The organism is Burkholderia sp. APQ4-4ca (assembly GCF_057837105.1).
In genome coordinates, this window is the sequence record NZ_JBYQCG010000140.1 from 1 (window position 1) to 20,081 (window position 20,081).

25 protein-coding genes and 1 tRNA gene are annotated in these 20,081 nt (G+C 65.2%); 1 reads left to right on the top strand and 25 read right to left on the bottom strand.

Translation table 11 applies throughout. The features are described from left to right. Window positions 1-173: 173 nt before the first annotated feature. From AC3IFE_RS17485 to AC3IFE_RS17520, 8 genes are all read right to left on the bottom strand, one after another. A complete protein-coding gene (locus tag AC3IFE_RS17485; RefSeq protein ID WP_025404679.1) occupies window positions 174-1,391 on the bottom strand; it encodes a tyrosine-type recombinase/integrase in 1,218 nt (405 codons plus the stop codon). Between the two features lie 174 nt (window positions 1,392-1,565). Next, window positions 1,566-1,641, bottom strand: a tRNA-Thr gene (locus AC3IFE_RS17490). A gap of 18 nt (window positions 1,642-1,659) precedes the next feature. After that, window positions 1,660-2,181 carry a ClpXP protease specificity-enhancing factor gene (locus AC3IFE_RS17495; protein WP_489191336.1) on the bottom strand — a complete coding sequence of 174 codons (522 nt, stop codon included), beginning with the start codon at window positions 2,179-2,181 and terminating at the stop codon, window positions 1,660-1,662. Window positions 2,182-2,250: 69 nt separating this feature from the next. Continuing rightward, complete coding sequence (locus AC3IFE_RS17500; RefSeq protein WP_006400565.1) at window positions 2,251-2,862, bottom strand: glutathione S-transferase N-terminal domain-containing protein; 612 nt, start codon at window positions 2,860-2,862, stop codon at window positions 2,251-2,253. A 94-nt stretch (window positions 2,863-2,956) separates the two neighbouring features. Next, window positions 2,957-3,715, bottom strand: a complete 759-nt coding sequence (locus tag AC3IFE_RS17505; RefSeq protein WP_301738951.1) for a cytochrome c1 — start codon at window positions 3,713-3,715, stop codon at window positions 2,957-2,959. A 21-nt stretch (window positions 3,716-3,736) separates the two neighbouring features. Continuing rightward, window positions 3,737-5,119 carry a cytochrome b gene (locus AC3IFE_RS17510; RefSeq protein WP_089466507.1) on the bottom strand — a complete coding sequence of 461 codons (1,383 nt, stop codon included), beginning with the start codon at window positions 5,117-5,119 and terminating at the stop codon, window positions 3,737-3,739. Then, entirely contained in the window at window positions 5,119-5,739 is a 621-nt protein-coding gene (gene petA, locus AC3IFE_RS17515) for a ubiquinol-cytochrome c reductase iron-sulfur subunit (RefSeq protein WP_089466506.1), read from the bottom strand. Before petA ends, AC3IFE_RS17510 begins: the two co-directional genes overlap by 1 nt. Window positions 5,740-5,957: 218 nt before the next feature. Then, window positions 5,958-6,704 carry a Nif3-like dinuclear metal center hexameric protein gene (locus AC3IFE_RS17520; protein ID WP_089466505.1) on the bottom strand — a complete coding sequence of 249 codons (747 nt, stop codon included), beginning with the start codon at window positions 6,702-6,704 and terminating at the stop codon, window positions 5,958-5,960. Window positions 6,705-6,725: 21 nt separating this feature from the next. Between AC3IFE_RS17520 and AC3IFE_RS17525 the strand changes: the two genes are divergently transcribed. Continuing rightward, window positions 6,726-7,931, top strand: coding sequence for a Do family serine endopeptidase (locus tag AC3IFE_RS17525; RefSeq protein WP_089466504.1), 1,206 nt, complete (start codon window positions 6,726-6,728; stop codon window positions 7,929-7,931). 195 nt (window positions 7,932-8,126) lie between these two features. Here AC3IFE_RS17525 and tatC read toward each other — a convergent pair whose 3' ends face one another. The 17 genes from tatC to AC3IFE_RS17610 form a co-directional block, all read right to left on the bottom strand. After that, window positions 8,127-8,915 (bottom strand): twin-arginine translocase subunit TatC, encoded by a 789-nt coding sequence (tatC, locus tag AC3IFE_RS17530; RefSeq protein WP_301738949.1) that lies wholly within the window; start codon window positions 8,913-8,915, stop codon window positions 8,127-8,129. A 41-nt stretch (window positions 8,916-8,956) separates the two neighbouring features. Further along, complete coding sequence (tatB, locus tag AC3IFE_RS17535) at window positions 8,957-9,490, bottom strand: Sec-independent protein translocase protein TatB (protein ID WP_489191338.1); 534 nt, start codon at window positions 9,488-9,490, stop codon at window positions 8,957-8,959. 26 nt (window positions 9,491-9,516) lie between these two features. Further along, window positions 9,517-9,747: a Sec-independent protein translocase subunit TatA gene (gene tatA / locus AC3IFE_RS17540; RefSeq protein WP_006477115.1), complete on the bottom strand. Its 231-nt coding sequence runs from the start codon at window positions 9,745-9,747 to the stop codon at window positions 9,517-9,519. Between the two features lie 93 nt (window positions 9,748-9,840). Further along, a complete protein-coding gene (locus tag AC3IFE_RS17545) occupies window positions 9,841-10,206 on the bottom strand; it encodes a histidine triad nucleotide-binding protein (protein ID WP_489191339.1) in 366 nt (121 codons plus the stop codon). A 31-nt stretch (window positions 10,207-10,237) separates the two neighbouring features. Continuing rightward, window positions 10,238-10,630, bottom strand: coding sequence for a DUF4870 family protein (locus tag AC3IFE_RS17550; protein ID WP_089466501.1), 393 nt, complete (start codon window positions 10,628-10,630; stop codon window positions 10,238-10,240). 69 nt (window positions 10,631-10,699) lie between these two features. Continuing rightward, window positions 10,700-11,065, bottom strand: coding sequence for a phosphoribosyl-ATP diphosphatase (locus tag AC3IFE_RS17555; RefSeq protein WP_011546603.1), 366 nt, complete (start codon window positions 11,063-11,065; stop codon window positions 10,700-10,702). Next, window positions 11,062-11,478: a phosphoribosyl-AMP cyclohydrolase gene (gene hisI / locus AC3IFE_RS17560; protein ID WP_069619436.1), complete on the bottom strand. Its 417-nt coding sequence runs from the start codon at window positions 11,476-11,478 to the stop codon at window positions 11,062-11,064. The genes AC3IFE_RS17555 and hisI overlap by 4 nt, the downstream gene beginning before the upstream one ends. Beyond that, window positions 11,478-12,251 (bottom strand): imidazole glycerol phosphate synthase subunit HisF, encoded by a 774-nt coding sequence (gene hisF, locus AC3IFE_RS17565; RefSeq protein WP_089466500.1) that lies wholly within the window; start codon window positions 12,249-12,251, stop codon window positions 11,478-11,480. Before hisF ends, hisI begins: the two co-directional genes overlap by 1 nt. A gap of 106 nt (window positions 12,252-12,357) precedes the next feature. Then, complete coding sequence (gene hisA / locus AC3IFE_RS17570) at window positions 12,358-13,113, bottom strand: 1-(5-phosphoribosyl)-5-[(5-phosphoribosylamino)methylideneamino]imidazole-4-carboxamide isomerase (RefSeq protein ID WP_006477123.1); 756 nt, start codon at window positions 13,111-13,113, stop codon at window positions 12,358-12,360. A 164-nt stretch (window positions 13,114-13,277) separates the two neighbouring features. Further along, the gene (hisH, locus tag AC3IFE_RS17575; protein WP_301738947.1) at window positions 13,278-13,919 is read right to left on the bottom strand and encodes an imidazole glycerol phosphate synthase subunit HisH; all 642 of its coding nucleotides are present in this window, start codon (window positions 13,917-13,919) and stop codon (window positions 13,278-13,280) included. Next, complete coding sequence (locus AC3IFE_RS17580; protein ID WP_050013125.1) at window positions 13,916-14,536, bottom strand: YchE family NAAT transporter; 621 nt, start codon at window positions 14,534-14,536, stop codon at window positions 13,916-13,918. The genes hisH and AC3IFE_RS17580 overlap by 4 nt, the downstream gene beginning before the upstream one ends. Before the next feature lie 60 nt (window positions 14,537-14,596). Then, window positions 14,597-15,184 carry an imidazoleglycerol-phosphate dehydratase HisB gene (gene hisB / locus AC3IFE_RS17585; protein ID WP_006477126.1) on the bottom strand — a complete coding sequence of 196 codons (588 nt, stop codon included), beginning with the start codon at window positions 15,182-15,184 and terminating at the stop codon, window positions 14,597-14,599. Window positions 15,185-15,249: 65 nt separating this feature from the next. Then, window positions 15,250-16,323 (bottom strand): histidinol-phosphate transaminase, encoded by a 1,074-nt coding sequence (hisC, locus tag AC3IFE_RS17590; RefSeq protein ID WP_489191342.1) that lies wholly within the window; start codon window positions 16,321-16,323, stop codon window positions 15,250-15,252. Between the two features lie 134 nt (window positions 16,324-16,457). Beyond that, complete coding sequence (hisD, locus tag AC3IFE_RS17595) at window positions 16,458-17,774, bottom strand: histidinol dehydrogenase (RefSeq protein WP_489191343.1); 1,317 nt, start codon at window positions 17,772-17,774, stop codon at window positions 16,458-16,460. Between the two features lie 24 nt (window positions 17,775-17,798). Beyond that, complete coding sequence (gene hisG / locus AC3IFE_RS17600; protein ID WP_050013128.1) at window positions 17,799-18,452, bottom strand: ATP phosphoribosyltransferase; 654 nt, start codon at window positions 18,450-18,452, stop codon at window positions 17,799-17,801. Next, a complete protein-coding gene (murA, locus tag AC3IFE_RS17605) occupies window positions 18,449-19,711 on the bottom strand; it encodes a UDP-N-acetylglucosamine 1-carboxyvinyltransferase (protein WP_489191355.1) in 1,263 nt (420 codons plus the stop codon). The genes hisG and murA overlap by 4 nt, the downstream gene beginning before the upstream one ends. Window positions 19,712-19,812: 101 nt before the next feature. After that, a complete protein-coding gene (locus AC3IFE_RS17610; RefSeq protein WP_006477131.1) occupies window positions 19,813-20,052 on the bottom strand; it encodes a BolA family protein in 240 nt (79 codons plus the stop codon). Window positions 20,053-20,081 lie beyond the last annotated feature (29 nt).

Below are 20,081 nucleotides of genomic sequence, written 5' to 3' on the forward strand. Positions count from 1 at the left end.
CCTGCGTCTAGGGCAAAGACGCGGGGGCTCACACCCGCGCTTTTTCTCTACCCCAGAGACGCCAAGGGGGGTCATATTCATACCGAAATGCAGGGAGTCGGTAGCGTCTGACCAAGTACTGGACAATGGTGGGAGGGGCGTGACAAGGGGGTCATACGTGTGGCGGCACGGGTCTATCTTGCCGCCGCGATTGGGATGATCTTCGCCCCACCCTGTTTGTCGAGATAGTCCGCCCACCACTGCATCATGCGATGGCGCTCGGACAGATACTCGGCGTGGTTGTATGCCGCCCGCACACCGTCCTGCTCGGAGTGCGCGAGCTGACGCTCGATCCAGTCAGAATTGAAGCCCTTCTCGTTCAAGATCGTTGAGGCAAGGCCACGGAACCCGTGCCCGGTCATGCGACTGCGATAGCCCATCCGGTATAGAGCGTACAGAATCGTGTTCTCGCTCATCTGCTGCAACGGTCTACGGCTGTTCGGGAACAGCCAGCGACGGTGGCCCGTCAGCGCGCGCAGCTCGGAAAGCAGTGCGATCGTCTGCTCGGCGAGCGGCACGATATGCACGCGGCGCATCTTCATCTTCTCGGCCGGAATGCGCCACTCTCGGCGCTCTAAGTCGATCTCCGTCCACTCGGCCTGCCGCAGCTCGATGGTGCGAACGAACGTCAATGCCAGGAATCGCAGAGCGAGCCGGGTCTCGGGCTCGCCTTCATAGGAAGCGATCGAGCGAAGCAACTCCGGCAACTCGTTTTCGCCGACTCGCGCCATATGCTTGACGGGCACCGCCTTCAATGCACCTCGCAGGTCCGGCGACGGATCTCGCTCGGCACGGCTCGTTGCAACGGCATAGCGAAAGACTTGGCCGCATGTCTGCAACGTCTTGCGTGCAGTCTCGAACGCCTCTCGACCTTCGATTCGTCGAATGACCGCGAGCAAATCCGGTGCGCCGATCGAAGAAATCGGACGCTGGCCGATCAGGGGAAACACCTCGCGATCGAGCTGTTTCTTGACTCGGTTCGCGTGCGAAGCACTCCATGTCGCTTGCTGCGCCTCGTACCACTCGAGCGCGACGGCCTCGAAGGTGTTCTGTGCGGCAATGGCGCGAGTCTGCTTCTCGACGTCACGCTCGAACGCAGGGTTCTTCCCTTCCGCTAACAGCCGCTTCGCTTCGTCACGCCTCGACCGAGCATCGGCGAGCGACGTCGCGGGATAGTCGCCGAACGTCAGCAGGTTTTCTTTGCCATTGAACCGGTATTTGAGCCGCCATTTCTTCGAACCACTGGAGCGCAGATCGAGATACAGGCCGCCGCCGTCGAAGAGTTTGTTTCCCCCCGCCTCATCGAATCTAGCGTTGCGGCACTTGGCGTCGGTAAGAGGTTTGGTTTTCATTATTCGTCGGGGGTACGGCATACCCCCAAATCCGGGAAGTCATACCCCGAATCTTACCCCCAAATTTTCGGGATGCCCCGGTTCCACTCGGCACTTCCAGAAACGAAAAACCCGCGTCAGCGCTAGGCTGGACGCGGGTTTTGGGACTTCCCGGAACTACTTGATACTAGTGTTTGGTGCCGGCTGCAGGACTCGAACCCGCCACCTGATGATTACAAATCAACTGCTCTACCAGATGAGCTAAGCCGGCGTAGCGCGAGATTCTACCTCATTTCACGATCTTGAGGCGAGGTCTGCTGCCGCCTTTCGAGCCGTCGCCGTCGGTTTTCGGCGGTTCGTCGGCGCCTTCGGACGGTTCCTCGTTCGCGCCGCTGTCGGCGACGGGCGCCAACGGCGATACGGACTCGTCACGCTGCGCGTCATCAGCTTGCACGGCATCATCGTCGAACGCGCCCGAATCCTCGCCTTCGCCTGCGACCGCATCGACCTGGAACGCCATGCCCTGCCCGTTCTCGCGCGCATAGATCGCGAGCACGTTGGCAACCGGAATCTCGATCTTGTGCGCCTTCCCGGAGAACCGGGCCGTGAACTCGATCCACTCGTTACCCATCTGCAACTGGCTCGTCGCCTCGAAGCTGATGTTGAGCACGATCTCGCCGTCACGCACGAACTGACGCGGCACGCGCGTCGAGTTGTCGACCCTCACCGCGATATGCGGCGTGTAACCGTTATCGGTGCACCACTCGTACAACGCGCGCAGCAGATAAGGCTTCGTTGAAATCTCTTGCATCACAATCCTCGAACCCGGAGCGGGTGCGCGGCACGCCGCCACCCGCTCCGTCATGCCTTCATTGCAACATTAACGACGCATGACCTTTTCGGACGGCGTCAGTGCTTCGATGTAGGCCGGACGGCTGAAGATCCGTTCGGCGTACTTCATCAGCGGCGCGGCGTTCTTCGACAGCTCGATGCCGTAGTGATCCAGGCGCCACAGCAGCGGTGCGATCGCGACGTCGAGCATCGAGAACTCTTCGCCGAGCATGTACTTGTTCTTCACGAAGATCGGCGCGAGCTGCGTCAGGCGATCGCGGATCGCGAGGCGTGCCTTCTCGTGATTCTTCTCCGCCGCCTTGCCCTTCTCGTTCTCGAGCGTGCTGACGTGGACGAACAGTTCTTTCTCGAAGTTGAGCAGGAACAGGCGCGCACGGGCGCGCTGCACCGGGTCGGCCGGCATCAGTTGCGGATGCGGGAAGCGCTCGTCGATGTACTCGTTGATGATGTTCGATTCGTACAGGATCAGGTCGCGCTCGACCAGGATCGGCACCTGACCGTACGGGTTCATCACCGAAATGTCTTCCGGCTTGTTGAACAGGTCGACGTCGCGGATTTCGAAGTCCATGCCCTTCTCGAACAGCACCAGCCGGCAACGCTGGGAGAACGGGCAAGTTGTGCCGGAATACAGAACCATCATATTTGCGTTTCCTCAAAAAAGCCGAGGGCCGGCACGCGGCGAAACCCCTTTCACGGGTTCCGCCTTGCGCCGGCCCCACGCCGGTCAGGCGTGTTTACTTGATATCTTTCCAGTACGCGGCATTCAGCCGCCAGGCCAGGAAAGTCAGGACACCGAGAAAGATCAGCACCCACACGCCGAGGCGTTTGCGGGTCTGCTGGGCCGGCTCGGACATCCATGTCATATAGGCCACCAAGTCGGCCACCGCAGCATCGTAGTCGGGCGACGACAGCGTGCCCGGCGTGACCTGCTGGAAGCCGACGAGCGTGTGGACCTTCTCGCCCGTCTCCTCGTCCGTCTTGTCTTCGAATTTGGCAACGCGCTGCCCCTGCAGTTGCCACAACACATGGGGCATGCCGACATTCTCGAACACCGCGTTGTTCCAGCCGGTCGGCCGCGTATCGTCGCGGTAGAAGCTTCGCAGATACGTGTACAGCCAGTCGCGGCCGCGCGCCCGCTCCTCGACCGACAGGTCGGGCGGCGTGGTGCCGAGCCAGTTCTTCGCGTCGTCGGGCCGCATCGCGACGGACATCGTGTTCCCGACCTTGTCGGTCGTGAACAGGAGATTCGTTTCGATCTCCTTCTGGGATATGCCCAGATCCGTCAGACGGTTGTAGCGCATCAGGTTCGCGCTGTGGCAGTTCAGGCAATAGTTTACAAACAATTGCGCGCCGTGCTGAAGCGAAACGAGATTTTCCGTGTTATCGGGCGCCCGGTCGAGCGGAAAATTACCTTCCGCCCGCACGGCCGGCGCCGCCAGCAGCGCACAGGCGGTCGCCCCGATCAGCGCGAGTGTCGAAAGCAGTTTCTTCATGTCGTTCTCTCCTCGCTCACGTTAATGGGGCTTGAAGCGCACCCGTTCCGGCGGCTGCTTGAACGTGCCAAGCGGCGTCCAGACGGGCATGCCGAGGAAGAACGCGAAGTAGATCAACGCGCAGAACTGCGCGATCAGCGTCGCCGCCGGCGAGGGCGGCCGCGTGCCGAGGAACGCAAGGGTCAGGAACGCCGCGACGAAGATCCCGAGGAACACCTTGTGGAACAGCGGCCGGTAGCGGATCGACTTCACCGGGCTGCGGTCGAGCCACGGCAGGAAGAACAGCGTGATCACCGCCGAGCCCATCACGACGACGCCCCAGAACTTCGACTCCGTCAGATACATGAACACGACGATCGCGGCGGCCAGCACCGGCAGCCCGATCTTCCACTTGCCGCGCGCGCGGATCAGCGCGAGCACGCCGAGCAGCGCGATCACGATCATCAGCACGATCTTGAACGGGTCGGTGGTGGCGCGCAGCATCGCGTAGAACGCGGTGAAGTACCAGACCGGCGCGATCTCGGGCGGCGTCTGCAGCGGGTTCGCCGGGACGAAGTTGTTCGCCTCGAGGAAGTAGCCGCCCATCTCCGGCGAGAAGAACACGATCAGCGCGAACACCATCAGGAACACGCACACGCCGAGGAAATCGTGCACCGAGTAGTACGGGTGGAACGGGATGCCGTCGAGCGGGATGCCGTTCTCGTCCTTCTTCGCCTTGATTTCGATGCCGTCCGGGTTGTTCGACCCGACTTCGTGCAGCGCGACCAGGTGCGCGACGACGAGGCCGACCAGCACGAGCGGGATCGCGATCACGTGGAACGCGAAGAAGCGGTTCAGCGTGACGTCGGACACGACGTAGTCACCGCGAATCCACAGCGACAGGTCCGGGCCGACGAACGGGATCGCCGAGAACAGGTTCACGATCACCTGCGCGCCCCAGAACGACATCTGGCCCCACGGCAGCAGATAGCCGAAGAACGCCTCGGCCATCAGGCACAGGAAGATCGCGCAGCCGAAGATCCAGACGAGCTCGCGCGGCTTGCGGTACGAGCCGTACAGCAGCCCGCGGAACATGTGCAGGTACACGACCACGAAGAACATCGATGCACCGGTCGAGTGCATGTAGCGGATCAGCCAGCCCCACGGCACCTCGCGCATGATGTACTCGACCGACGCGAACGCGAGCGTCGAGTCGGGCTTGTAGTTCATCGTCAGGAAGATGCCCGTGACGATCTGGTTGACGAGCACCAGCAGCGCGAGGGAGCCGAAGAAGTACCAGAAGTTGAAGTTCTTCGGCGCGTAGTACTCGGATACGTGCTTCTTCCAGGTGGAGGTGAGCGGGAAGCGCTGGTCGATCCAGCCGGTGAAACCTGTCGTGGAGACTTCCTTGTTGTCGGCGGCCATCACGCTTCTCCTTTCTCGTCCTTGCCGATCACGAGGGTCGTCGCCGACGTGAACATGTAGGGCGGGATGTCGAGATTCTGAGGCGCCGGCTTGTTCTTGAACACGCGGCCGGCGAGATCGTAGGTCGAACCGTGGCACGGGCACAGGAAGCCGCCCGGCCAGTCGTCCGGCAGGTTCGGCTGCGGACCCGGCGTGAAGCGTTGGCTGGGCGTGCAGCCGAGATGCGTACACACGGCCATCACGACGAGAATGTTCTTGCGATCGGCCCGCGACCGATATTCGTTCGCGCAATACGCGGGCAACGGCATCGAATACGGGGATTTCGTGGTCGGATCGGCCACTTCCTTGTCGGCCTTGACCACGTCGGACAGCATCGCATCGGTGCGATTCAGGATCCAGACGGGTTTGCCGCGCCACGGCACGGTGACCATTTCGCCGGGCTTCAGGCCGCTGATATCGACCTCGACCGGTGCACCGGCCGCTTTCGCTTTCGCGGACGGCGCAAGCGACGCCGCGAAAGGTATGACGGTGGCGACGCCTCCTACGCCACCTGCTACGGATGTCGCAATCAGCCAGGTACGGCGGCCGCTGTCGACGCGTTTCTCTTCCTTGTCTCGCATCACACGCCCCACTTCTGAGTTGGATTTTCCGTCACGACTTTCCATTCCGCCGCTAGTTTGCGCGAATGGAGTCGCCATTTACAAGGCCCGGAGATGAAAATCCCTTCGAAGTGTTTGATAGTTAAGGGTTATCCCCCACTATCGGAGCGATTAAATCATTTCTCTTTTAAGTGGATGCTACATTGAGAAATTTCGATGCACCGCCGCAAATCCGTCGCTCAGACCGGATTATGAATATCGATAAAAAGGTGTTCGAGATCGAATTCCTCGGACAAGTGGCGCCCCAGCGCCTGGATTCCGTAGCGCTCGGTCGCATGGTGCCCCGCCGCAACGAACGCGACACCGCTCTCGGCCGCCGCGTGCGTGGTCGACTCGGACACCTCGCCGGTCAGGAACACGTCGGCGCCGGCATCGATCGCCGCGTCGAAATAGCTCTGCGCGGCGCCCGTGCACCACGCGATGCGGCGCAGCTGCGTGTCGGGATCGCCGAGCACGAGCGGCGTGCGGCCCAGCGTGCGCTCGACCTTCGCGACGAAGTGCTCGAGCGTGACGGGCATCGGCAGCGTCGCCATCCAGCCGAGATCGCCTTCGCCGAAACGCTGCTCGCCGATCAGGCCGAGCTTTTCGCCGAGCTGCGCGTTGTTGCCGAACTGGGGATGCGCGTCGAGCGGCAGGTGAAACGCGAACAGGTTCAGGTCGTTCGCGAGCAGCAGCTTCAGCCGCTGATACTTGCGGCCGGTGATCTGCGGCGCCTCGTTGCGCCAGAAATAGCCGTGATGGACGAGCACGGCATCCGCCCCCCATTCGAGCGCGGCTTCGAGAAACGCGACCGACGCCGTCACGCCGGTGGCGATCTTCTCGATCTTGCGGCGCCCTTCGACCTGGAGGCCGTTCGGGCAATAGTCCTTGAAGCGCGCGGTTTCAAGGGTATTGTTCAAGTACAATTCGAGTTCGATCCGATCCATATAAACCTCTAATCCATTCAGATGCTTAGACGCTTCTGGCTGTTCTTCGCGCAGGCGGTGACCGTACTGCTCGCGCTGATGTTCATCGTCGTGACGCTCAAGCCGCAATGGCTGCAACGGCAAGGACAGCTCGGCAAGCAGCTCGCCACGCCGATCGTCGCGCTGCGCGAAGTCGCGCCCGGTATCGGCGGCGCACCGGCGACCACGTCGTATGCCGAAGCCGCGCAGAAGGCGATGCCGGCCGTCGTCAACGTGTTCTCCAGCAAGGACGGCTCGCTGCCGCCCGACCCGCGCGCGAAGGATCCGCTGTTCCGTTACTTCTTCGGCGACCGCAACGCCCGCAAACAGCAGGACGAGCCGGCCGCCAACCTCGGCTCGGGCGTTATCGTGAGCCCTGAAGGTTACATTCTAACGAACCAGCACGTCGTCGACGGCGCCGACCAGATCGAAGTCGCGCTCGCCGATGGCCGCACGAGCACCGCGAAAGTGATCGGCAGCGATCCCGAAACCGATCTCGCGGTGCTGAAGATCAACATGACGAACCTGCCGACGATCACGCTCGGCCGCTCCGACCAGTCGCGCGTCGGCGACGTCGTGCTCGCGATCGGCAACCCGTTCGGCGTCGGCCAGACGGTCACGATGGGGATCATCAGCGCGCTCGGCCGCAACCACCTCGGCATCAACACGTTCGAGAACTTCATCCAGACCGACGCGCCGATCAACCCCGGCAACTCCGGCGGCGCGCTGGTCGACGTGAACGGCAACCTGCTCGGCATCAACACGGCGATCTACTCGCGCTCGGGCGGCTCGCTCGGCATCGGTTTCGCGATTCCGGTCTCGACCGCGCGCACGGTGCTTGAAAGCATCATCACGTCGGGCTCGGTCACGCGCGGCTGGATCGGCGTCGAGCCGCAGGACGTTACGCCGGAGATCGCCGAGTCGTTCGGGCTCCAGCAGAAATCGGGCGCGATCGTCGCGGGCGTGCTGCAGGGCGGCCCGGCCGACAAGGCCGGCATCAAGCCGGGCGACATCCTGGTGAGCGTCAACGGCGACGAAATCACCGACACGACCAAGCTGCTGAACACCGTCGCGCAGATCAAGCCTGGCACGCCGACCAAGGTGCACGTCGTACGCAAGGGTAAGCAATTCGACTTGAACGTCGTGATCGGCAAGCGCCCGCCGCCGCCGAAACAGACGCTCGACGAGCAGGACGGCGATAGCGAATGAGGTTCAGCGGGCGGCACCGCCTGCCGGTCATGACGCGACGCGGAAACGGAAAAGGGCAGCCGGGGCTGCCCTTTTGCTTTGCTTCAAACGACGACCGGTGCCGGAAGGTCGCTTCGCGATGCGCTGGCTGGCGGCCCAGCGCGGTGCCGGGCCCTTCGGCCGGGCCGGAAAGCCGCCCCGGCGCCGCGCCCCCCGTCAACTCGCGGCTTCGCCGTTGCCCGCCTCACCCTCTTCTACCGGCTTCTTCGGCACGAAGAATCGCGCGGCCAGGAGCCCGATCTCGAACAGCACGATCAGCGGCAGCGCGAGCATCAGTTGCGAGAACACGTCCGGCGGGGTCACGACCGCCGCGACCACGAATGCGCCGACGATCACGTACGGCCGCATCTCCTTCAGCTTCTTCAGGGACAGCACGCCCATCCGGACGAGCAGCACGACGACGATCGGCACCTCGAACGTGACCCCGAACGCGATGAACATCCCCAGCACGAAGCTCAGGTAGTTGTCGATGTCGGTGGTCATCTCGGCACCGAGCGGCGCGTTGTAGTGCGCCATCACGCGGAAGATCGTCGGGAACACGAGGAAGTACGCGAACGCCATCCCGCACAGGAACAGCACGTAGCTGCTGCCGACGAGCGGCGTGACGAGCTTCTTCTCGTGCTGGTACAGCCCCGGCGCGACGAACGCCCAGATCTGGTACAGCACGACCGGCAGCGCGATCACGAGCGCGACGAGCATCGTGACCTTCATCGGCACGAAGAACGAGCCGGTGACGTCGGTGACGATCATCTTGCCGTCTTTCGGCAGGTTCTCCATCAACGGCCGCGCGAGCAGCCTGAAGATGTCCGGCGCCCAGTAGACGAGCCCGACGAACACGACGATCACGGCCAGCCCCGCGCGAATGATGCGATCGCGAAGCTCGACGAGATGGGAAATGAAGGTTTCTTCCGGGGCGTCGCCCGGGTTCTGCTGGGGGTCGCTCACACCGGCCCTCGGTAGGATTGACGAGCGAGCATGCGCTCGGCTCAGAAGAAGCGCGTCGGCCGGCGCAGGCTGGCCGGCTGGTGGCGCGCGACACGCGCGGCGCCCGACTGCACGTGCGTGCGGCGGGTGGTCGCGCGCTTGTACCAGACAGGCGTCGCCGCCTGCTTGACGCGCCAGTTGCGACGCTTCGGCGCAAGCGCGGCCGTGCTGCCGCCACGCCACGACGGCGCCGCGGGCGTGTCGCTACCGTACGTGCCGGCATCGACCGAGCCTTCTTCGACACCGCCGACCGCGGAATGCCACGTGTCGTTCAGTGCCTTCTCGTGCTCGCGCAGGTTGTCGTGAATCGTCGTCTCGACATTGCGCGCGGCCGATTCGAAATCGGTCTTCATCGTCCGCAGCGCGTCGAGTTCGATTTCGCGCGAGACCTCGGCCTTCACGTCGTTGATGTACCGCTGCGCGCGGCCGAACAGCGCGCCCGCCGTACGCGCGACGCGCGGCAGGCGCTCGGGGCCGAGCACCACGAGCGCGACGACGCCGATCAGCGCCATCTTCGAAAGACCGAGATCCAGCATCGCGAATGCCTGTCAGCGTGCCGGCGTTACGCCTTGTTCGAATCGGAACGCGTCGTTTCCTTCGCGTTGACGTCGACCGCGCCCGAGCGCGGCAGTTGCTGCGCATCGGCCGGCGTCTCGCCTTCCTTCATGCCGTCCTTGAAACCCTTCACGGCGCTGCCGAGGTCGTTGCCGATGTTGCGCAGCTTCTTCGTACCGAAAACCAGCGCGACGATCAGCAGCACGATCAGCCAGTGCCAAATGCTCAATCCACCCATGATGAAACCTCTCCTCAACCACGCCGCGGTGCGGCGTAAATCGCCGGCGACGCGCCGGCTTCGACTATCGATGCGGGGAAACGCCCCGCTGCGTCAACCCATCCGCTGCCACGGGCGCGGGCCAGCCAGGATATGCGCGTGCAAGTGGTAGACCTCCTGCCCGCCGCCCGGGCCCGTGTTGATCACCGTGCGAAAACCGGTTTCGCCGCCCGTATACGCGACGCCGAGCTGGTCGGCCAGACGCGCGACGAGCAACATCAGCCGGCCGAGCATCGGCGCATCGGCGTCGACCGCCGCGGACAGCGTCGGCAGGTGCCGGCGCGGAATCACGAGCACGTGCGTGTCGGCCGCCGGGCGGATGTCGCGGAACGCGACGAATTCGTCGTCCTCGTACACCTTCGTGCTCGGGATCTCGCCTGCCGCGATCTTGCAGAACAGGCAATTCGGATCATGACTCATGTTGCTCCTGCAAACGCCCGCGTGCCGCCGGTCAGAACCACGCCTGCGGATCGAGCGTCTTGTTGTCGTTCAGGTACAGCCAACCCTTGATGATACGGTACAGCGTCCAAATCCACGTGACAAACATGATCACGAATCCCACCACCACGAACATCAGCGCGAACCCGATCACGTAAGCGATCAGCGCGCGCCAGAACGTGCGGATCTGCCACTCGAAGTGATCGGCGTACGGCGTGCCGGCCACGTCGCCGCGCTTCACGTAGTTGATGATGATCGCGATGATGCCCGTGACGCCGCCCGTCAGCCAGTGAATCGCATAGAGGCCGTACAGCACGTGGGTCAGCGTGCGCAAACCGTTCAGGCGTTCGGCATCCGCGGCCCCCGCCACCGCCGGCGTCGGAAACTGATTCGACGTATCGTTCATGATGCTACCCCCGTTAGATGACAATTCTTACAGCTTACCGCACTGTTGCCACCGCGGCGGGCCTGTTCGTCATCCGCCGTTTTCCTCGCGCTCGCGGCGCTTGCGCAGCGCTTTTTCCTCGATGCCCGACAAGCCTTCGCGGCGCTCGAGTTCGGCGATCACGTCCGCCGGGCTGAGGTCGAAATGCGACAGCATCACGAGGCAGTGGAACCACAGGTCGGCCACCTCGCCGACGAGCGCGCTCGGCGCGCCGCCCTGGCGCACGTCCTTCGCGGCCAGCACGACTTCCGTCGCCTCTTCGCCGATCTTCTTCAGCACCGCGTCGTCGCCCTTGTGGAACAGGCGCGATACGTACGATTGATCGGGATCGCCGCCCTTGCGGCTGTCGATCACGGCCGCGAGGCGCAGCAGCGTGTCTTCGGTCGATTGCGTCATTTGTAGATGTGTTCGGGGTCTTTCAGCACCGGCTCGACCGCGACCCAGTCGCCGCTGTCCACCGTACCTTCGAATTTCTGGAAGAAGCACGAATGCCGGCCGGTGTGGCACGCGATGCCCGACACCTGCTCGACCTTCAGCAGCACGACGTCCTCGTCGCAGTCGAGCCGCACCTCGTGCACGTGCTGCACGTGGCCCGACTCCTCGCCCTTGAACCACAGGCGCTTGCGCGAACGCGAATAGTAGACCGCGCGCTGCGTCTCGATCGTCTTCGCGAGCGCCTCCCGGTTCATCCACGCGAACATCAGCACGTCGTTCGTCGACGCTTCCTGCGCGATCACCGGCACGAGGCCGTTGTCGTCCCAGCGGACCTTGTCGAGCCACGCGGGCACGGATTTCGTTTCGGTATTCATCACAGCCTCACCGCGATGCCCTGGTCGGCCATGAAGCGCTTCGCCTCGCCGACCGTGTGCTCGCCGTAGTGGAAGATGCTCGCGGCCAGCACCGCGTCGGCGCGGCCGTCCTTGATGCCGTCCGCGAGATCCTGCAGGCAGCCGACGCCGCCCGATGCGATCACCGGCACCGGCACCGCGTCCGACACGCCGCGCGTGAGCGCGAGGTCGAAGCCCGATTTCGTGCCGTCGCGGTCCATGCTCGTGAGCAGGATCTCGCCCGCGCCGAGCTCGGCCATCTTGCGCGCCCATTCGATCGCGTCGAGGCCCGTGTTCTTGCGGCCGCCGTGCGTGAACACTTCCCAGCGCGGCGTCTCGCCGTCGGCCGACACGCGCTTCGCGTCGATCGCGACGACGATGCACTGCGAGCCGTACTTGTCGGCCGCATCGCGCACGAGCTGCGGGTTCGCGACCGCCGACGAATTCATGCTGACCTTGTCCGCGCCCGCGTTCAGCAGGCGCCGCACGTCCTCGACGGCGCGCACGCCGCCGCCGACGGTCAGCGGAATGAAGACCTGCGACGCGACGGCTTCGATGATCGGCAGGATCAGGTCGCGCTGGTCGGACGTCGCGGTGATGTCGAGGAAGGTCAGTTCGTCGGCACCCTGGTCGTCGTAGCGGCGGGCGATTTCGACCGGGTCGCCGGCGTCGCGCAGCTCGACGAAATTGACGCCCTTGACGACACGCCCGGCGGTCACGTCCAGGCAGGGGATGATGCGTTTAGCTAGAGCCATGATGTTGCGCCAAATGCCGCGCTGGGACGGCCGGTTGCGGAAGCCTCGCGCGAGGCTTCCGGTCGGGGCCGCCCGCGGGCAGCCCCGGCGAACGGGACGATCGCGGTTACGCGTTGTCGAGTTCGCCGTTCAGTTCGTCCGCGCGCTTTTGCGCGGCCGCGAAATCGAGATCGCCGGAATAGATCGCCCGGCCGCAGATCACGCCTTCGACGCCGTGCTCTTCCACTTCGCACAGGCTCTCGATGTCCGTGAGGTTCGACAGGCCGCCCGACGCGATCACCGGGATGCCGACCGCCTGCGCGAGCTTCACGGTCGCGTCGATGTTGATGCCCTGCAGCATCCCGTCGCGGCCGATGTCCGTGTAGACGATCGATTCGACGCCGTAGTCCTCGAACTTCTTCGCGAGATCGATCACCTCGTGGCCGGTCAGCTTGCTCCAGCCGTCGGTCGCGACCTTGCCGTCCTTCGCGTCCAGCCCGACGATGATGCTGCCGGAAAACGCGGTGCACGCGTCCTGCAGGAAGCCCGGGTTCTTCACGGCCGCCGTGCCGATGATCACGTAGGACAGGCCGGCGTCGAGATACTTCTCGATCGTCTCGAGGCTGCGGATGCCGCCGCCGAGCTGGACGGGGATTTCGTCGCCGACTTCGTCGAGGATCGCTTCGATCGCCTCGAGGTTCTTCGGCTTGCCGGCGAATGCGCCGTTCAGGTCGACGAGATGGAGCCGCCGGGCGCCGAGATCGACCCATTTGCGGGCCATCGCCGCCGGGTCCTCGGAGAAAATCGTGGCCTGGTCCATATCGCCCTGTTTGAGGCGCACACACTGACCGTCTTTGAGGTCGATGGCCGGAATCAGCAACATAGCAATCGGGTGTCGTCGTGGAAAATGAAAAGAATCAGGCGCGTACCGGCCAAACCGGTGCCGCGCCGTCTCGCTAGTTTAGTACAACTCTTTCGGTGCTTAAGCTTGTGCGCCATACGTGACAGGCCGTTCGGCCAGGTCGACTGTGGCTGGCGCACCACGTTTTACGGCTTCCAGTGTACGAAGTTGCGATACAGACGCAACCCGACCTCCGCGCTTTTCTCCGGATGGAATTGGGTCGCGAAGATGTTGTCCCGCGCGACCGCGGACGTAAACGGCGCGCCGTAGGCCGTTTCGCCGACCGTGTGCGCCGGGTTGTCCGGGCTCACGTAATAGCTGTGCACGAAGTAGAAATACGCGTCGTCGGGCACGCCGTCCCACAGCGGGTGCGGCCGCGCCTGGCGTACGCGGTTCCAGCCCATCTGCGGCACCTTGAAGCGCGAGCCGTCGTCCTGCACGCGGCCGTCGAGCTCGAAGCGCACGACCTTGCCGGGCAACAGGCCGAGGCCCTTCGTGTCGCCTTCCGCGCTCCAGTCGAACAGCATCTGCTCGCCGACGCACACGCCGAGCAGCGGCTTCGTGCGCGACGCCTCGATCACGGCCTCCTGCAGGCCCGATTCACCGAGGCAGCGCATGCAGTCGGGCATCGCGCCCTGGCCGGGCAGCACGACGCGATCGGCCGCGCGAATCGCGGCCGGCGTGTCGACGATCGCCACGTCGGCGGCCGGTTCGGCCTTCTTGAGCGCCTGCGCGACCGAGCGCAGGTTGCCCATCCCATAATCCACAATCGCAATCGAAGTTTTCATCTCAGTGCAGGCAGTAGCGCCCTCAGTCCATTGACGATGAATTCCACCGCCAGCGCCGACAGCATCAGACCCATCAGCCGCGTGGCGATGTTGATGCCGGTGCGGCCGATCCAGGTCGCGATCGGCTCGGCGAGCCGCATCGCGACGAAACACAGAAAAGCCAGGACCGCGCCGATCGCGACCAGCCCGGCCCGTTCATACCAGTGATGCGCGTTCGCCGCATAGATGATCACCGTGCTGATCGAGCCGGGGCCCGTGAGCAGCGGAATCGCCAGCGGCACGACCGCGATGTTGTCCTTCAGCTCGGCTTCGTGGCGCTCCTCCGGCGTCGATCGCGTGTTGCCGATCTGCGCGTTCAGCATGTTGATCGCCATCAGCAGCATGATGATCCCGCCGCCCACTTCGAGCGACCCGACCGAAATGCCGAAGAAGTTGATGATCTGCTGCCCGAGCAGCGCGGTCACCGTCATCACGCAGAACACCGACACCGATGCGATCCGGATCGTGCGCCGCCGCTCGTCGTCCGTCTGCTGCGCCGTCAGGCTCAGGAAGAACGGCACCGCGCCGACCGGATTGATCAGCGCGAGCAGCGAAATGAACGATTTGAGCAGATCCATCGCAAGCCGGCGCGCCGCGCCGAAGCCGTGAGGTTGTCCTTGACGTCGTCCGTTCGGAAGTTAGAGGCTGCCTTTGGTCGACGGAATCTGCCCCGCCGCGCGCTCGTCGAGCTCCACCGCCGCGCGCAGCGCGCGGCCGAAGGCCTTGAACACCGTCTCGAGCTGATGGTGCGCGTTGATCCCGCGCAGGTTGTCGATGTGCAGCGTGACGCCCGCGTGGTTCACGAACCCGCGGAAGAATTCGATCGACAGGTCCACGTCGAACGTGCCGATCCGCGCCCGCGTGAACGGCACGTGGAATTCGAGGCCCGGCCGGCCCGAGAAGTCGATCACGACGCGCGACAGCGCCTCGTCGAGCGGCACGTACGAATGGCCGTAGCGGCGGATGCCCTTGCGGTCGCCGATCGCCTTCGCGACAGCCTGACCGAGCGTGATGCCGACATCCTCGACCGTGTGGTGATCGTCGATATGCGTGTCGCCATGCGCTTCGACCTCGAGATCGACCAGACCGTGCCGCGCGATCTGGTCGAGCATATGATCGAGAAACGGCACGCCGGTGGCCAGCTTCTGCTGGCCGGTGCCGTCGAGATCGAGCTTCACACGGATCTGCGTTTCGCTGGTATTGCGAACGACTTCCGCCACACGCATGGCAATTCCTTGATTGAGTCTGATGTAAATGGGGATTGATCGTCGCGCGCCGCCGCGCCCTGGGCTCAACCGGGCAGCGCGAGTTTCAAGGCGGCCAGCAGGCGGGCGTTTTCGTCGGGAGAACCGACGGTCAGCCGCACGCATTCGGCCAGTAACGGATGCATTTTACTCACGTTTTTGACCAGCACCCGCTCGGTGAGCAGCGCATCGAACACGGCGGCGGCGTCCGGCACGCGCACCAGCAGGAAATTGCCGGCGCTCGGGAACACCGTCGCGCCCGGCAGCGCGGCCACCGCCTGCGCGAGGCGCGCGCGTTCCGCACGCAATTCGGCCGCCTGCGCATCGAGCACGTCGAGGTGATCGAGCAGGAAATCGGCGGTCGCCTGGGTCAGCACGTTGATGTTGTACGGCGGGCGCACCTTGTCGAATTCGTTCAGCCACGCGGGCGTGCCGACGAGATAGCCGAGGCGGATGCCCGCGAGGCCGAGCTTCGACACCGTGCGCATCACAACGACGTTGTCGAACTCGCCGGCGCGCGGCAGCCACGAACGCTCGGCGAACGGCTGGTACGCCTCGTCGATCACGATCAGGCTGTGCCGCGCGGCCGCGACGATCCGCTCGACGTCGGCGTCGTCGTACAGCGTGCCGGTCGGGTTGTTCGGATACGCGAGATAGACGATCGCCGGCTGGTGCTCGGCGATGGCCGCGAGCAGCGCGTCGGCGTCGAGCGTCAGGTCCGCCTTGAGCGGCACGCCGACGAACTCGAGCTGCGCGAACTTCGCCGAGAGCTCGTACATCACGAAGCCCGGCACCGGCGCGAGCACTTTCGCGCCCGGCTTCGCGCACGCGACCGAGATCATGCTGATGATTTCGTCGGAACCGTTGCCGAGCAGCACGTCGCAGCCGGCCGGCACGCGCATCGCGTGGCGCAGCTTGTCGAGCAGCGCGGCCGGGCGCGGCGCCGGGTAGCGGTTCAGCGCGACCTGCGCGAGTCGCTCGCCGAGCGCCGCGGCGAGCGGCGTCGGCAGCGAATACGGGTTCTCCATCGCGTCGAGCTTCACGAACCCGCTCGCGTCGGGAACCGGATAGCTCGTCATCGCGAGCACGTCACGGCGGATGATGTCTTGTGGCGTCGTCATGATCTCAAGCCGGCGTGCGTCGCGCCGGCGTCAAATGGTCGGCAAGGCGGCGGCTGCCGCCCTGCGCTCGTCCCCTGCCCCGATCCGGGGCGGCCGGCGCCTCGGCGCCCGCCCGGCCCGCGCGCCCTGCGCGGTCAGCCCTTCATCCGGAACTCGGCGCTCCTTGCATGCGCCTGCAGCCCTTCGCCGTAGGCGAGCTCGGACGCGATCTCGCCGAGCGTCTGCGCGCCTTCCGCGCTGACCTCGATCAGGCTCGAGCGCTTGATGAAGTCGTACACGCCGAGCGGCGACGAGAAGCGCGCGGTGCGCGACGTCGGCAGCACGTGGTTCGGGCCCGCGCAGTAGTCGCCGAGGCTCTCGCTCGTGTAGCGGCCGAGGAAGATCGCGCCCGCGTGGCGGATCTGCTGGCCCCATTGCTGCGGCTCGAGCGCCGAGATTTCGAGGTGTTCCGGCGCGATGTCGTTCGCAATCCGGCACGCCTCGGCCATGTCGCGCACCTTGATCAGCGCGCCGCGGCCTTCGAGCGACGCGCGGATCACGTCCTGGCGCGGCATCGTCGGCAGCAGTTCGCCGATCGCCTTCTCGACGCGATCGAGGAACGCGCCGTCCGGGCACAGCAGGATCGACTGCGCGAGTTCGTCGTGCTCGGCCTGCGAGAACAGGTCCATCGCGACCCAGTTCGGATCGGTCGTGCCGTCGCACAGCACGAGGATTTCCGACGGCCCGGCGATCATGTCGATGCCGACCGTACCGAACACGCGGCGCTTCGCCGACGCGACGTACGCGTTGCCCGGGCCGCAGATCTTGTCGACGGCCGGCACCGTGGCCGTACCGTACGCGAGCGCGCCGACCGCCTGCGCACCGCCGATCGTGAACACGCGATCGACGCCGCCGAGCAGCGCCGCGGCGAGCACGAGGTCGTTCTTCACACCGTCCGGCGTCGGCACGACCATCACGATCTCGCCGACCCCCGCGACACGCGCGGGAATCGCGTTCATCAGCACCGACGACGGATACGCGGCCTTGCCGCCCGGCACGTACAGGCCGACGCGATCGAGCGGCGTGACCTTCTGGCCGAGCACCGTGCCGTCGCTTTCCGTGTACTGCCAGCTATGCGTGCCGCACTCGATCTTCTGCTTCTCGTGGTATGCGCGCACGCGCGCCGCGGCCGCTTCCAGCGCCGCGCGCGCCTTCGGCGCGAGGCCGTCGAGCGCGGTCTGCAGCGCGTCCTGCGGCAGTTCGAGCGCGGCGACGCTGTTCGCGCTCAGCCGGTCGAAACGGTTCGTGTACTCGAGCACCGCGGCGTCGCCGCGCGACTTCACGTCGGCGAGGATCTGCGCGACCGACTGCTCGATCGCTTCGTCTTCGCTCGCCTCGAACGCGAGCACGGCGCGCAGCGCGGCGCCGAAGCCTTCGTTCGTCGAATCGAGCTTGCGGATGGTGATGGCCATGGGAGTTCCGTTACGGTGATGCGCTCAACCGCCATTCTGCGACGCGCGTTCGAACGCGTCGAGGATCGGCTTGAGCGCCGCGCGCTTCAGCTTGAGCGCGGCCTGGTTCACGACGAGGCGCGACGAGATCGCCATGATCTCCTCGACCTCGACCAGATTGTTCGCCTTCAGCGTGCCGCCCGAGCTGACGAGGTCGACGATCGCGTCGGCCAGCCCGACCAGCGGCGCGAGCTCCATCGAGCCGTACAGCTTGATCAGGTCGACGTGCACGCCCTTCGCGGCGAAGTGTTCGCGCGCCGTTTCGACGTATTTCGTCGCGACCCGCAGGCGCGCGCCCTGGCGCACCGCGTTCGCATAGTCGAAACCGGCGGACACGGCCACCGACATCCGGCAGCGCGCAATGTTCAGATCGATCGGCTGGTACAGGCCCGAGCCGCCGTGCTCGACCAGCACGTCCTTGCCGGCCACGCCGAAATCGGCCGCGCCGTATTCGACGTAGGTCGGCACGTCGCTCGCGCGCACGATGATCACGCGCAGGTTCGGATCGGTCGTCGGCAGGATCAGCTTGCGCGACGTCTCCGGATCCTCGGCCACCTGCACGCCGGCGGCGGCCAGCAGCGGCAGGGTTTCCTCGAAAATCCGGCCCTTCGACAGGGCGAGGGTCAGCGGCGCGGTCATGCTTGGCTCCCGGAGAGGCGGCGCACGTTCGCGCCGACGGCGGTCAGTTTGGTTTCCATGCGGTCGTAACCGCGGTCCAGGTGATAGATGCGATCGACGAGCGTTTCGCCGTCCGCGCGCAGCCCGGCGATCACGAGGCTCGCCGACGCACGCAGGTCGGTCGCCATCACGTTCGCGCCGGACAGCTTGTCGACGCCGGTCACGAGCGCCGTGTTGCCGTCGATCGTGATGTTCGCGCCGAGGCGGTTCAACTCCTGCACATGCATGAAGCGATTCTCGAAAATGGTTTCGACGACCTGCGCCGTGCCCGTCGCGACCGTATTGAGGGCCATGAACTGCGCCTGCATGTCGGTCGGGAACGCCGGGTATTCCGACGTGCGGATCGTCACCGCCGACGGGCGGCGGTCCATCTTCACGCGCAGCCAGCTGTCGCCTTCCTCGATCGACACGCCGGCTTCGCGCAGCTTGTCGATCACCGCGTCGAGGATGTGCGGGCGCACGCCCGTCAGCATCACGTCGCCGCCGGCCGCCGCGACCGCGCACAGGAACGTGCCGGCCTCGATACGGTCGGGGATCACCGAATGACGCGCGCCGTGCAGCCGCTCGACGCCCTGGATCACGAGGCGATCGGTGCCGATGCCGTCGATTTTCGCGCCCATCGCGACCAGCAAGTGTGCGAGATCGCTCACTTCCGGCTCGCGCGCGGCGTTTTCGATCACCGTCTCGCCGTCGGCGAGCGTCGCGGCCATCAGCAGGTTTTCGGTGCCCGTCACCGTGATCATGTCGGTCACGATGCGCGCGCCCTTCAGGCGCTTCGCGCGCGCTTCGATGAAGCCGTGCTCGATGCTGATCTCGGCGCCCATCGCCTGCAGGCCCTTGATGTGCTGATCGACCGGCCGCGCGCCGATCGCGCAGCCGCCCGGCAGCGACACCTTCGCCTCGCCGAAGCGCGCGAGCAGCGGCCCGAGCACGAGGATCGACGCGCGCATCGTCTTCACGAGCTCGTACGGCGCGACGAGGTTGTCGACGCGCGACGCGTCGAGCTGCACGCGGCAGCCGTCGGTCTCGCTCTTCACGCCCATCTGGTTCAGCACCTTCAGCGTGGTGCGCACGTCCTTCAGGTTCGGCACGTTGTCGAGCTCGACCGGCTCGGCGCTGAGCAGCCCCGCGCACAGGATCGGCAGCGCGGCGTTCTTCGCGCCCGACACGACGATCTCGCCCGACAGGCGCTTGCCGCCTTCGATCACGAGCTTGTCCATCCCCTGTCCCTGCGATTCCCCGTTGGCGGCCGGGTGTGCCGTGGCGACGCTCTGGACGGCGTCGCGCTCGTTGACGGTGACTTGCACTCAGTGATTTCCGTTTATGCGTTCTGCCATTCGGCGGGCGTCAGCGTCTTCATGCTGAGCGCGTGAATTTCCTGCTTCATGCGATCGCCGAGCGCCGCATAGACGAGCTGGTGCCGCTGGATCGGCCGCTTGCCTTCGAAGGCCGCCGACACGATCGTCGCGAAGAAATGCTGGCCGTCGCCTTCGACTTCCAGATGCGTGCAGGCGAGACCGCCGGCGATGTATTGCTTGACCTGTTCGGGAGTCGGCAACATGGTGTAAGGCTCCTGTCGGCGCGCGCCGC

Coding starts and splice junctions, on each gene's coding strand:
- AC3IFE_RS17550 (WP_089466501.1), bottom strand. CDS start 10,630: ATGAACGATACGTCGAATCAGTTTCCGACGCCGGCGGTGGCGGGGGCC.
- hisG (WP_050013128.1), bottom strand. CDS start 18,452: ATGACCGCGCCGCTGACCCTCGCCCTGTCGAAGGGCCGGATTTTCGAG.
- AC3IFE_RS17485 (WP_025404679.1), bottom strand. CDS start 1,391: ATGAAAACCAAACCTCTTACCGACGCCAAGTGCCGCAACGCTAGATTC.
- hisF (WP_089466500.1), bottom strand. CDS start 12,251: ATGGCTCTAGCTAAACGCATCATCCCCTGCCTGGACGTGACCGCCGGG.
- murA (WP_489191355.1), bottom strand. CDS start 19,711: ATGGACAAGCTCGTGATCGAAGGCGGCAAGCGCCTGTCGGGCGAGATC.
- hisB (WP_006477126.1), bottom strand. CDS start 15,184: ATGCGTGTGGCGGAAGTCGTTCGCAATACCAGCGAAACGCAGATCCGT.
- AC3IFE_RS17500 (WP_006400565.1), bottom strand. CDS start 2,862: ATGATGGTTCTGTATTCCGGCACAACTTGCCCGTTCTCCCAGCGTTGC.
- hisH (WP_301738947.1), bottom strand. CDS start 13,919: ATGAAAACTTCGATTGCGATTGTGGATTATGGGATGGGCAACCTGCGC.
- AC3IFE_RS17555 (WP_011546603.1), bottom strand. CDS start 11,065: ATGACGCAATCGACCGAAGACACGCTGCTGCGCCTCGCGGCCGTGATC.
- AC3IFE_RS17505 (WP_301738951.1), bottom strand. CDS start 3,715: ATGAAGAAACTGCTTTCGACACTCGCGCTGATCGGGGCGACCGCCTGT.
- hisA (WP_006477123.1), bottom strand. CDS start 13,113: ATGTTGCTGATTCCGGCCATCGACCTCAAAGACGGTCAGTGTGTGCGC.
- hisC (WP_489191342.1), bottom strand. CDS start 16,323: ATGACGACGCCACAAGACATCATCCGCCGTGACGTGCTCGCGATGACG.
- hisI (WP_069619436.1), bottom strand. CDS start 11,478: ATGAATACCGAAACGAAATCCGTGCCCGCGTGGCTCGACAAGGTCCGC.
- AC3IFE_RS17510 (WP_089466507.1), bottom strand. CDS start 5,119: ATGGCCGCCGACAACAAGGAAGTCTCCACGACAGGTTTCACCGGCTGG.
- AC3IFE_RS17610 (WP_006477131.1), bottom strand. CDS start 20,052: ATGTTGCCGACTCCCGAACAGGTCAAGCAATACATCGCCGGCGGTCTC.
- AC3IFE_RS17520 (WP_089466505.1), bottom strand. CDS start 6,704: ATGGATCGGATCGAACTCGAATTGTACTTGAACAATACCCTTGAAACC.
- AC3IFE_RS17525 (WP_089466504.1), top strand. CDS start 6,726: ATGCTTAGACGCTTCTGGCTGTTCTTCGCGCAGGCGGTGACCGTACTG.
- petA (WP_089466506.1), bottom strand. CDS start 5,739: ATGCGAGACAAGGAAGAGAAACGCGTCGACAGCGGCCGCCGTACCTGG.
- tatA (WP_006477115.1), bottom strand. CDS start 9,747: ATGGGTGGATTGAGCATTTGGCACTGGCTGATCGTGCTGCTGATCGTC.
- hisD (WP_489191343.1), bottom strand. CDS start 17,774: ATGGCCATCACCATCCGCAAGCTCGATTCGACGAACGAAGGCTTCGGC.
- AC3IFE_RS17580 (WP_050013125.1), bottom strand. CDS start 14,536: ATGGATCTGCTCAAATCGTTCATTTCGCTGCTCGCGCTGATCAATCCG.
- tatB (WP_489191338.1), bottom strand. CDS start 9,490: ATGCTGGATCTCGGTCTTTCGAAGATGGCGCTGATCGGCGTCGTCGCG.
- AC3IFE_RS17495 (WP_489191336.1), bottom strand. CDS start 2,181: ATGCAAGAGATTTCAACGAAGCCTTATCTGCTGCGCGCGTTGTACGAG.
- AC3IFE_RS17545 (WP_489191339.1), bottom strand. CDS start 10,206: ATGAGTCATGATCCGAATTGCCTGTTCTGCAAGATCGCGGCAGGCGAG.